Raw genomic sequence first — 11,407 nt, 5'->3', positions numbered from 1 at the left:
CGCCACTCCGCGAACGGGCAGCTCAGCCCCGTGGACTTCGAACACCGGCACCAGCAGGAGTCCGCTAGGCTCACGCTGGCCGCATGACAACCCCGAACGCGTGTCCACTTCCGCGGGGGAAGGCCCGTCAGTGGGCCCCGCCATGCTGATCGTGCGCGGCCGAGACCGGCCGAGGTCTGAGCTGACCCGTGGTGCGGGTGGAAGGGATGATTGGTGTGGCTGTGGCCTTGAGGGAGACTGCTGAACAGGAGGCAGCCAGGGAGGCATTCGCCGCGGGCCAGGACTTGGCGTTGGTGGCGGCGCTGGCACCGGGAAGACGTCGACACTGGTGATGATGGGCTCGGCGGCGCGTCGGCGAGGGCTGTACGTCGCCTTCAACAAGCCGATCGCGGACGAGGCCAGGGGCCGGTTCGGGCCCAACGTGCAATGCCGTACGTCGCACTCGCTTGCCCACCGGGCGGTAGGTCACCGGTTCCAGGATCGCCTCGACGCCTCTCGTCACATGCCGCTGAAGCGTACAGCGCAGTTACTGGGGCTGTACCGCGACCTGGCGGTGGGCAAGAGGCGGCTCAGGGCGACGACGCAGGCGCGGCTCGTGATGGAGATGGTCCGCCGATTTTGCTACAGCACGGACGAGCAGGTCGCGGCCCGGCATCTGGGGCCGGTGAACGGGCTGGATGACCAGGGTGCGCAGTACGTGGCGGAAGTGCTGCTGAAGAGGGCGCGGTGGGCGTGGGAGGACATCTGTTCGCCCGAGGGGAAGCTGCCGTTTCAGCATGACCACTACCTCAAGATGTGGGCGCTGACGCGGCCTCGGCTGGCGGCGGACTTCGTGCTGCTGGACGAAGCGCAGGACACGAACCCGGTCCTGGAGGAGATCTTTCTGGCGCAGGATGCGCAGCGGGTGTGTGTCGGGGACCCGGCGCAGCAGATCTATGAGTGGCGGCATGCCAAGGACATCATGAGCGGTTTTCCGGGGCAGCAGCTGGAGTTGACGCAGTCGTTCAGGTCCGGGCCGGCGATCGCGGATGTGGCGAATCGGTGGTTGCGGGCTGCATCGTCGACGATGCAGCTGACCGGGCATGCCGGCGGTCTCTCGGGACTAGGGAGAGCCGAGGTCCCCGATGCGGTGTTGTGCCGCGGGAACGCGGACGCGCTCGCTGAGGTGCTGCGCTTCCTCGAGGAGGGTGTGCCGGTTGCGCTGGCCGGGGGCGGTAAGCCGCTGTTGAAGATCGCTGAGGCGGCGATCGATCTGCAGGCTGGCCGGCGGACCTCGCATCATGAGCTGTTCTTGTTCTCGTCCTGGGGTGAGGTGCAGGAGTATGCCGAGCAGGACTCCGCGGCAGCGGAGCTGAAGGCGATCGTGGAGCTGGTCGATACCTACGGGCCGCAGCAGATCATCGCGGCCGTGAGGCGCATGGTCGACGAGGACCAGGCGCGGGTGGTGGTGTCGACTGTTCACAAGGCCAAGGGACGTGAGTGGAGGCGGGTGCGGATCGGGAACGGATTCGCCCCGGAGGCGGATGAAGCCAGAGCGCGTGGAGTGCATCCGGCGGAGGCACGGCTGATCTACGTGGCGGTGACACGGGCTCGCGAGGTTCTGGATACGACGGGGATCCAATGGGCGGAAGCACAGATTCGGCAGGCCTCGCGCGTCTCTGTGACGTGTACCCCGGAGGGTGTGCCGCTGGCTGCGCTGCCGTTGACAGGACAGCTCCAGTACCCGCGCTCGCCGATGTCCGTGTTTCTGGACCGGCATCTGCGGCGTACGGATCGGGTGGTCAGCTCGTACCTGCAATGGTCGCGGGGGCTTCCCCGTCCGGTGCAGCCGATGGACGAGCGGCGCCCCGACTACGCCGCTCTTGGGCACACCGTCGACTACCGCCTCCGGCTCAGCCTCGGCTGTGGTCCAGGAGACGCCGTGGCGACCGGCATTCACCTGCTTGGCAGCCACATCCCGGTTGAGGGTGCTCCGGCCCCTGAGGTCCGTAGGGCCTTGCATACGGCCGGCACCCAGCTGCTGGCCCGCCTTGAGGCTCACCTGGGCGGTGCGCCTCGGCTGGGAGAGGAGGAACTGACCCGGCTGTGTCACGTGGCAGGGTTCTACGAGGCCGTCTACCGCAATGGTCTCTTCTCCCTGACGCCGGAACCTGCTCGCCCTCGCCGATACGCGCACCACCCTGGACCACCTGACCGCGGCGGTACCGGCCTACGTGATGGAGGACATCGCCGAGCAGATGGAGCTCGCTGAGCGGCCCTTCGCACCGCTCAGGCAGTTGCCCAACGAGCAGCGGATTTGCGGGCCGGTGTTCGCCGGCAGTGCCGACTTGGGCGGGGCCGACGCTGACTTCATCGTCGGAGGGCTGCTGATCGACTGCAAGGCCACCACCCGCCCCCACACGATCCACCGCTCCGCGGTACAGCAGCTCACCGGGTATCTGCTACTCGACTACGACGACGCGTACGGCCTCGACCGCGTTGGCCTCTACCTATCCCGCCAAGGCGCCCTCATTACATGGACCGTCCCTGAATTCCTCAATGCTCTGGGCGCCCGTGTTCCCCTGCCCCAGCTACGCACACTGCTGCGTGAACACCTTCGTCAGGCACAGCGCTCGACGTCGTCGGGGAAAGGCTGACCAGGGGCCTGGCTGATTGCGTCCGTGCCGAAGGAGGGAGTGTCTACGGAGGTTGAACTCGTGGAGTCGTAGGGGCTGACGGCTCGCGGGTCCTGCGGTATCACCAGGAGCATGCGGTATCCACAGGGAGGCGGGCTGACCGCCGAACGACAGCAGTTCCGCGAGGAGTTACGGCTCCAGGCGGCCGAGCGATTCGCCCGGGGTGAGGCGAGCTCGCTGATCGCCAAGGACCTGCGCGTCAGCGTCCGGTCGGTGCAGCGATGGCGGCAGGCGTGGGACGGGGGTGGTCCGGGAGCTCTGCGATCGCAGGGGCCGGCGTCTCTGCCGAGGCTGAGTGAGAAGCAGTTCGCCCTGCTGGAGGCGGAGCTGACCAAGGGGCCTGCCGCGCACGGCGGGGAGGACCAGCGGTGGACGCTGTCCCGGGTCAAGACCGTGATCGGCCGACGTTTCCACCTGACCTACACCATCCAGGGCGTGCGGAAACTCCTGGTGCGCAATGGCTGGACCTGCCAAGTGCCTGCCCGTCGGGCCATGGAACGCGACGACGATGCTGTCGCTGGGTGGGTCAAGGAGGTGTGGCCCTGCACGGAAGGCTCGCGGCGGCTCGTGGAGCCTGGCTGGTCTTCGAGGACGAAGCCGGATTCTCGATGACGCCGCCGCACGCAAAGACCTGGTCGCAGCGTGGCCGGACCCCTGTGGTGCGAGTGCGCGGCCGCTCTCGCAGACGGATATCGATTGCCGCGCTGACCTGCTACAAGCCCGGCCACCGGTCCCGGCTGATCTACCGGCCGCGCAGGGACGACGGCCGGCGTGACGGCCGTAAGAGCTTCTCCTGGCGCGACTACCGAGACCTGCTGATCGCCGCCCACCAGCAGCTCGGCGGCCCGATCGTGCTCATCTGGGACAATCTGAACGTCCACAAGGCCGCCGGCCTCAGGGAGTTCGCCGCCTCACGGGACTGGCTGACCATCTACTACCTGCCGCCCTACGCACCCGACCTCAACCCCGTTGAAGGCGTGTGGTCCCTGCTACGGCGCGGCTGGCTGTCCAACGTCGCCTTCACCACCCCCGAGGCTCCGTCCTGGCCGCCGAGTTCATAGCCCATACCGGCGGCGACATGAGCGTCTTCGGCACCGCCGACCGCCTCGCCGGTGTCGCCGGCCTGGCGCCCGTTCCGAAGGACTCGGGACGGATCAGCGGCAACATGCGCCGACCTCGTCGCTACTCCCGTCGCCTGATGCGGGTTTTCTACATGTCCGCCCAGGTCGCCGCCCGATGCTGCCCCGTCTCCAAGGCGTTTTACGAACGCAAGAGAGCCGAGAAGAAGACCCACAAGCAAGCCGTCATCGCCCTCGCTCGACGCCGCCTGAACGTCCTGTGGGCACTCCTACGCGACGGTCGTCCCTTCGAGAGCAGCCCGCCCCTTCGCGCTGTCAGCCTCGGCTGAGGTGGCCACAGCCAGTCACGAGTCAGGCATTGACAACCACATTGGGAATCAGTAGGCGAGTTGAGCACGGGCGGGCAGCGTGTACGGCAGCCCAAGATCGTCCAGCCTGCAGGCGTGGGACCACACTGGTCCTGCCTCAACCCTCTGTTGCCGCCCCAGCAGGTGAGGAAACGGAGCGTCCGCAGGGACGCGCCTGCGGTCCAAGCGATTTGCGTGTCCGGGCTCGCGTCAGCGGGAGGGTTCGATTCCCCAGGCGGCGGCTCGGGCGGCGGCGGCCGCGCGGTTGGGGAGGTCGAGCTTGGCGAGGATGTGCTCGATATGGGTTCCTACGGTGCGCGGCGTGATGTACAGCCGCTCGGCGATCTCCCGGTTGGTGCGGCCGGCGGTGAGTTCGGCCAGCACTTGGAGCTCTCGTGGCGAGAGTCCGCCAGGCCGCCGCGCATCCGCGGCGGGGTCGGCCGCGGCGCCCTCCTCGGGCGGCGGGCCGGCGCGGGTGTCGACGGCCGCGGCGAGCGCCTCGGTGAGCAGGGTGAGCACGGCACGCGCCGGGTCGGGCGTGCGCCGCGGCCGGCGGGTGCTGACGTTCAGCATGCCGACGTACCGGCCGTCGGCGGCGAACAGGCACCGGGCCACGCCGTCCTCAATGCCGAGGGGACACAGCACCTCCTGGAAGCCCGGGGATGCCGCCAGGAGCTGCCCGGGGACGTCCCTGAGCCAGAGCCCGCCTCGGGCCGGGCTGCGGAGCACGGGGAACACCGGGTCGTGGTGGAGGCGGGTCTCGATGTAGGCCGTGGCGTCGTCCGGGTAGCTCCCGGCCATGGTGGTGTGGCGTCGGCGCAGCGGATCCCACCGGGCCAGGGAGGCGTGGTCGTACTCCATCACCTCCGACAGCGCCGCCAGGACCACGTCGACGCCGGTCGCGCCGCTCGTGGCGCTACTGGCGGCCTCACGGACGTGGACGGCCGCGTCCAGGATGTCCGCCGTGCTCCGCTCCGCTGCCATCACCCAAGGATGATCATGTGCCGGGAATACGTCAATCGCGAAGGGTGTCGTGCACGACCTGCCCGTCCACGACGGTGAGGACGACGGGCATTTCCGGGATGTCGTGGGGGTCGGCGGTGAGCAGGTCCCCGTCGATCACGCAGAGGTCGGCGACCTTGCCCGGCTCCAGGGAGCCCTTCCAGTCGTCGGCGAAGTCCTGCCAGGCCGCATCGATCGTGTACGTACGGATCGCCTCGGCCAGGCCGATGCGCTGCTCGGGGCCGCTGACCCGGCCGGCGCCCTTCGACTCGCGCAGCATCATGGTGGCGACGCCCTGGCGCCAGTCCGGGTACGTGACGGGGGCGTCGGACCCGCTCGCGACCCGCACGCCGGCGTCGATGGCATCGCGGTAGGGCCATGCGTACGCGGCCCGTTCGGCGCCGACGAACTCCTCCTCCATGTCGGCGACGGTCCACTTGATGGTGGGGTTCATGTTGACGCCGAAGCTGTGCGCACCCAGCACCTTCATGCTGTGCGCGGTGAGGAAGTCGCCGTGGATGACGTAGTGACGGGCGTCGGGCCGCGGGTGCTCGGCCATGGCCGCGGCGAAGGCGTCCGCGACGGTGTCGATGGCCCGGTCGCCGGTGACGTGGACGCCCAGCTGGTGCCCGGCGGCGTGGGCATGCCGGATCATGGCGTCGATCTCGGCGATCCGCTCGGCGTCGGTCTCGCCGCCGACGCACAGGGAGCCGCAGCCGCCGCCGACGTACGGCTCGTGCATCCAGGCCGTCTTGTTGGGGACGATGCCGTCGGCGAAGATCTTGACCCCGTGGATCGCGAGGCGGCGCGGATCGGCGTCGCCGGACTCGCCGAGGGCGGTGACGGTGCGGGTGAACTCCTCGGCGGTGCTCGCCATTCCGGTGGGCAGGAGCAGGACGCCGACGCGGGCGGTCAGTTCTCCGTCGGCCAGCAGTCGGCGGTAGACGTCGAGGGTCTCCGCGCCGAGCGCGCCCCGCATGATGCCGACGCCGCCGGGGCCGAGGCCGGGCTCGGTGTAGCTGGTCACGCCGAGTCGGGCGAGCGTGGCGAGGGTCGACCTGATCGCGTCGGTCCGCTCCTGCCGGCTGAGCGGCGGAAGCGCGTTCTGGACGAGGGCCTGGGCCCCCTCGTGGAGCAGCCCGGTCGGTTCCCCGGCTCTGTCCACGATGATGGCCCCGCCGGGCGGCGCGACGGTGTGCCGGTCGATCCCGATGAGCTCCATTGCCTTGGCGTTGACCCAGGTGGCGTGCCCGGAGAAGGAGTACAGGACGACGGGGTGGTCCGGGCTCACGGCGTCGAGATCGCGCCGCGAGGGCAGCCGCGACGGATCGGAGAGGCACTCGTCGAGGTAACCGGGGTCCCAGCCGTGCCCCGTGATCCACTGCCCGCCCGGAACCCGCCCGACGGCCTCCCGTACCGCCTCGGCCACGTCCGCGAGGGAGGACACAGCGGGATGGCCGAGGTCCAGGGAGAGCGGCGGCGTCGCCATGCCGAAAGCGCAGCCGTGCAGATGGGAATCGTTGATACCGGGAAGCAGCGTCGCCCCCCGCAGGTCGACGACGCGGGTGCCCGGTCCGACGAGCGGCGCGACGTCGTCCCGCCCACCGACGGCACTGACGATCCCACCGGTCACCGCCAGGGCCGAGGCGACGGAGAACTCCGCATCGACCGTGACCACCCGCCCGCCAAGAAACACCAGATCCGCATACACGTCCACGGAAGGTCCTTTCGACAATTGGGCGCACCAGGGCCACCCACGAACGATCTCCCGAGGACTATGGCCACACCCCCACCTCCCGCACATCGGTCATCCCACCGATACGCGCTCCCGCAGGGCACGTTGACGCCCCGTGTTCGGGATCGTGTCGGGCTCAGGGAGGGCATGGGGAGAATCACGGTTCGCCGTGGGCGACCCGGGCACAGATGGAGGCGGTGACGGCGAGGCACGCGGTTTGGAGATGTAGCAGGGGCTTGGCCGGCGCACATCGAGCCAGGACCGGTACAACATCGTCCACCGGCTCAAGCAGAACAAAACAGCCCTGCTACCAGCAGATGAAGCCATTGCTCGACGCCTACGCCAACCGACTCATCCAAGCCATTGACGCGGGACTCTCCAGGGCCAGCTGAAGCACCCCACAAGTCGCCAACTCGCGCGCTCACTCGCGATATCAAATGCTCAGTCACAGGCGCGTGAATTCAGGCGGCGCGCGTTGTCCTCTCAGAATTCCAGGTCGAGGTAATCGATGTCGGTAATGGCGACGTCTGAGAGACCCATAGCACGGGTTCCGCCGTCCTGAAAATAGATATCTTTGAATCCGTCGGCGATGATCTGACGCATCTGCTGGTCGCTGGCTCCGGCCTCGCGGGCGTCGAAAAGGCGCTGTGCGTACTCCGGGGGGAGGTGCACGGTGAGTCGCCGGAACCGGCCGTCGTCGGTCGTGCCGACCGGTGCGGTGTAGCCGAACCGGGCCCGGGTCTCCACCGTGATCCCGCCCGTGGTGGCGGCCTGGCGCTGTCGGCGCTTGCGTACCAGCGGCTGCCAGCGGGACCGAACGGCGGCGTCGATCCTCTGCTGGATGTCCTTGGGCGGGTGCTTGCGGGCGCCGCGCCGGTAGCGGTTGACGGAGTCGGCGGTGACGCCCAGCTCCGCCGCGACAGCCTTCGCGCTGCCCAATTGCTTGAGCAGGTAGCCGATCTGCCCCTTCAGCGTCTTGGGCGGCTCGCGGGTGAAGCTCTCGCGGTCGGCCCGCTCGATCGCGTCGTGGATCTCCACGGCGGTGCTCAGCTCCCTTCGGGGATGGGGTCCTGGCCGTCGGGATCGACCAGCCGGAACCAGGTCTCGCGCGTCTCGCGCAGGTCGTGCCACCACAGTTCGAACCGCGGCGAGGTACGGCAGGCGCGCAGGGAGAACTGCAGGGCCTCCATGCGCGCCTCCAGGCGGTCCAGCGTCCGCTCCAGCTCCGCGCCGGCCTCCAGCGACGTCGCGCCGCCGATGTCGGTGGCCACGGCCTACTCGCCTTCGTCCAAGACGGCGTCGCCGCCCTTGATATGACGGGCCGGGTTGAGGCCCTTCTCCATCAGATCGACCGCCCACAGCATCGACTGGACGCCCTCCAGCTTCGCCAGGCCCGGCGTGGGCCCGAGGCGGAACCCACCGGGCTGCGGCTTGCCCGAGGCGGCGTAGGGCAGGAAGTCGAGCGGACTGTCGCCGGGCGAGGGGTAGACGACGCAGTCGGACAGCACCGCGAGCGGGTACAGGCCCGTCATCGTAGCCATGTTGCGCAGCTTGCGGTGCATGTTGACCCGCGCCTTGGAGATGACGGCGGCGCGGATGTCAGGGCGCCAGGTCGGCCGCTCCAGGGCCGGCCACCGCTCGCCCTCCTTGTAGTGCCGTCCCTGCGGGCGCTCGCGGAGCTTGCCCACGCCGCCCTTCACCGTGGCCTTGATGGCGGAGAGGACGGCGGCCAGGGCCGGGTCGACATCCTTGTGCCGCTCCATCGCCGCGAGGAACTGCCGGTCGTCCAGGTCCCGGGTGACACCGAGGTCGGCGAGGGTGTCGACGTACGCCGTCTTGAGCCGGTCGTGCCACGGGTCCAGGTAGGCGCCGGTCTCCCGGCGCAGGTACGCCTCGATCGGGTGGACGTCGTAGCCGAGCTCCTGGGCGTAGGCGACGGTGTGCGTCTGATACCAGGCAGGTCCCGTCGGGCGCTCGCCGGTCGGCGTGAACGGGCTGGGCAGGCGCGGGTCCAGCTCGATGTGGGACAGGTCGGCCAGCCACGAGCCGGGGATCTTCGGATTGAACTTCGGGGCGTGGAAGTGGTCGGGGGCGGACAGGCCGACGACCAGGCGGGCCGCGGCCGCGAGGAACGCCGTATTGAGGTCCAGGCCCACCGCGTAGGGGAGCGTGCACTCCTCATCGGTCAGCAGGTCGACGTCGCGCACCCACTGGTACGCCTCCTCATTGAGGAAGCCGCCCTTCCAGCCGGAGTTCACGACCACGGGATGCTCAGCGGTGGCCTCCGGCGGCGCCGGGTCCATCGGCTCCGTCCCCAGCGAGCCCGGGTTGTGGGCTGACACCCAGTTGCCGGTCGCCGGGTCCTGCACGGCTTTCGTCGGCGGGCGCAGCGCCGTCATCAGCTCCAGCCCGGAGACGGCCGTGGAGCCGCGCGGGGTGATGACCCGCTGGGCGTATACACCGAGGACGCGGGCGATGTCGGCCGGCTCCATGTCCGCGACGCCGGGCCAGGACCGCTCATCGAGGGCGTCCCACGACAGGATCGCCAACTGCACGCACTGCCGCTGATTCCCCTGCGCCTTGCGGTAGATCCGCGCCCACGGACCGAAACCACGCTGCGTCAGCTGCCACTTCGCCTTCGCCACCTGCTTGACCACCGGGTGGTCCTGCGGCAGGCGCAGCGAGCGGCGCTGCTCGTGCCCCTCCAGGCGCTCCGGCAGCCCGAGCTTCACGGCCGCGGACGCGGTGAGCACGATCAGCGGGTCACTGTCCTTGCCGTAGCGGTTGAGCTTCGGTGCACCGAGGCCGGACTCGCGCAGCGTCCACTCCACCAGCTCGGGGATCGTGGTTGCGGGGCAGTCGAGCACGATGCCGCCCGTGCCGTACGCGGAGCCGTCGCCGTCCAGCACCGCGAGCGGACCGTGCTGGTACGGCGCAGCGCCGACGTTGGGCACGACGCGCTTCCGCGCCGGGCGGTGCGACGTCGCCGAGCTCGCAGCCGGACGGACCGGACGCTGCGGTGCGACCGGGGCGGCGGGTGCCTTCACCGGCGCGGCGCTCTCCATCTCGGTCGCCTCGGGTGTGGCCGGGCCGGTGAACGTCTCCGGCACCTCCGGCTGGGACATGGCGGCCGGGGCGGGCGCGGCGGCGGGGGCACCGTGCGCGGGGTACTTAGCCGCCCAGCCGCGCAGCAGCCGCTGGTACGCCTCCAGGCGTGGCGGCTTCGGCTCGGAGCGGCCATTCTCCCAGTTCTTGACGGTCTGCGTCGTCGACTTCAAGGCCTGCGCGAGACGGGCCTGGGTGATGCCAGCAGCCTCACGCAGCCGGGCGCGCTCCGCCGGGGGCGGAAGCTGCGGCTCCTCCGCCAGCAGCGCGTCGACGGACGCGAACAGCTCTTCCTCGGATGCCATATCTATCTACCTCCACCCCGGACACTACCAGACTTTACCCTTTCGTTTAACCCGAACATTTAACCTTCACGGCAGTCTGATAACGTGGCGTCAGTGGATCAAGCAACTCGTCAACCCCTAACTCGCGAGGGCTAGTTGGAGCACGCCACCTCGACGGTGCTGAGCGAGGAAATGAGCCCAGCGCGCTTCGCCGCCTGCGCGCGCCGGGCTGCACGGAGGATGGTGTTGTTCAGCAACCGACGGTTGATGGACGGCCCTAGCTCCCGACGGGGTCAAGGAAACACGGGACCGAGCACTGCGACGGGCCGCTCACATCATGGGTAGTAGCCGTACGTGTCGTCGGGGGACTCGCTGAGATCGGTGGCGTCTGCGGCGGCAGCGCGCGCAATCAAGGGAACGAAGACGAAGACGAACTTGAGGAAGCCACCCGCCGCGAGCGATACGCCGGTGAAAGTCGCGCGGCGGGCAGCTGGGGCGTTCACGAGTGGCGCTGACCAGGCATAACGGAAGCGAATGAAGATCGCTCCCCAGGCCGGGGAGATCATTTCTCACCCTGCCGGCGGAACCGGGCACCCCCCGCTGAGCCCGTGTCCCCATCCAAGGACACCCTCGCCATACGGCCGCCTCTCGGGTGGCATGACGAACGGGCCTGTCAGATCTGCAACTTGAAGCCCACGTGCGAGCCTGTGAAACCCAAGCGCTCGTAGAAGCGGTGGGCGTCGGTGCGGGCCGAGTCCGAGGTGAGCTGCACCAGTTGGCAGCCCTGGCGGCGGGACTCGTCGATGGCCCACTCGATGAGCTGGGCGCCGAGGCCGTGGCCGCGCTCGGAGCTGTGGATCCGTACACCCTCAATGATCGAGCGGGTCGAGCCCTTGCGGGACAGCCCCGGAATGATCGTGAGCTGGAGGGTGCCGACGACCTCGCCGTCGCGATCGGCGACGACCAGCAGCTGGTTCGGATCGTTTTGCAGTCGCTCATAGGCCGACTGGTAGGGAGTCAGATCGTCCGGTGACTCACGGGTAGCGCCTAGTGCGTCGTCCGCGAGCATGGCAACGATGGCTGCGATGTCGTCCCGCACGGCGGGACGGATGCCGATAGTGGTCATACGGCGCATGCTAACCAGACGCCCCATGCAGCAATTGACTGCTCGAGCGGATGT

10 protein-coding genes and 2 pseudogenes are annotated in these 11,407 nt (G+C 69.2%); 5 read left to right on the top strand and 7 right to left on the bottom strand.

Annotation, left to right across the window (positions count from 1 at the left end):
• Nucleotides 1-334 precede the first annotated feature (334 nt).
• From ACLB9X_RS32905 to ACLB9X_RS32885, 5 genes and pseudogenes are all read left to right on the top strand, one after another.
• Nucleotides 335-2,251: a UvrD-helicase domain-containing protein gene (locus ACLB9X_RS32905; protein WP_410364095.1), complete on the top strand. Its 1,917-nt coding sequence runs from the start codon at nt 335-337 to the stop codon at nt 2,249-2,251.
• Complete coding sequence (locus ACLB9X_RS32900) at nt 2,217-2,636, top strand: hypothetical protein (RefSeq protein ID WP_410364094.1); 420 nt, start codon at nt 2,217-2,219, stop codon at nt 2,634-2,636. The genes ACLB9X_RS32905 and ACLB9X_RS32900 overlap by 35 nt, the downstream gene beginning before the upstream one ends.
• A 111-nt stretch (nt 2,637-2,747) precedes the next feature.
• The gene (locus tag ACLB9X_RS32895) at nt 2,748-3,287 is read left to right on the top strand and encodes a winged helix-turn-helix domain-containing protein (RefSeq protein WP_410364093.1); all 540 of its coding nucleotides are present in this window, start codon (nt 2,748-2,750) and stop codon (nt 3,285-3,287) included.
• Nucleotides 3,284-3,709: pseudogene (locus ACLB9X_RS32890) on the top strand (transposase); the annotation flags it as partial. The gene ACLB9X_RS32895 and the pseudogene ACLB9X_RS32890, both read left to right, overlap by 4 nt.
• Nucleotides 3,709-4,083, top strand: a pseudogene (locus ACLB9X_RS32885) (transposase); the annotation flags it as partial. The pseudogenes ACLB9X_RS32890 and ACLB9X_RS32885, both read left to right, overlap by 1 nt.
• A gap of 228 nt (nt 4,084-4,311) precedes the next feature.
• Here the strand turns inward: ACLB9X_RS32885 and ACLB9X_RS32880 are convergent.
• From ACLB9X_RS32880 to ACLB9X_RS32850, 7 genes are all read right to left on the bottom strand, one after another.
• The gene (locus ACLB9X_RS32880; RefSeq protein ID WP_410364092.1) at nt 4,312-5,085 is read right to left on the bottom strand and encodes a response regulator transcription factor; all 774 of its coding nucleotides are present in this window, start codon (nt 5,083-5,085) and stop codon (nt 4,312-4,314) included.
• A gap of 31 nt (nt 5,086-5,116) precedes the next feature.
• Complete coding sequence (locus ACLB9X_RS32875; RefSeq protein ID WP_410364091.1) at nt 5,117-6,820, bottom strand: amidohydrolase; 1,704 nt, start codon at nt 6,818-6,820, stop codon at nt 5,117-5,119.
• Nucleotides 6,821-7,321: 501 nt separating this feature from the next.
• Nucleotides 7,322-7,876 (bottom strand): telomere-protecting terminal protein Tpg, encoded by a 555-nt coding sequence (tpg, locus tag ACLB9X_RS32870; RefSeq protein ID WP_410364090.1) that lies wholly within the window; start codon nt 7,874-7,876, stop codon nt 7,322-7,324.
• Nucleotides 7,877-7,884: 8 nt separating this feature from the next.
• Nucleotides 7,885-8,109 (bottom strand): hypothetical protein, encoded by a 225-nt coding sequence (locus ACLB9X_RS32865; protein WP_410364089.1) that lies wholly within the window; start codon nt 8,107-8,109, stop codon nt 7,885-7,887.
• 3 nt (nt 8,110-8,112) lie between these two features.
• Nucleotides 8,113-10,248: a telomere-associated protein Tap gene (gene tap, locus ACLB9X_RS32860; protein ID WP_410364088.1), complete on the bottom strand. Its 2,136-nt coding sequence runs from the start codon at nt 10,246-10,248 to the stop codon at nt 8,113-8,115.
• A 314-nt stretch (nt 10,249-10,562) separates the two neighbouring features.
• Entirely contained in the window at nt 10,563-10,793 is a 231-nt protein-coding gene (locus ACLB9X_RS32855) for a hypothetical protein (RefSeq protein WP_410364087.1), read from the bottom strand.
• Between the two features lie 107 nt (nt 10,794-10,900).
• A complete protein-coding gene (locus ACLB9X_RS32850) occupies nt 10,901-11,353 on the bottom strand; it encodes an N-acetyltransferase family protein (protein ID WP_410364086.1) in 453 nt (150 codons plus the stop codon).
• Nucleotides 11,354-11,407 lie beyond the last annotated feature (54 nt).

The organism is Streptomyces sp. 5K101 (assembly GCF_046506645.1).
Taxonomy (GTDB): Bacteria; Actinomycetota; Actinomycetes; order Streptomycetales; family Streptomycetaceae; genus Streptomyces.
This window is presented reverse-complemented; position numbering and strand designations above follow the sequence as displayed.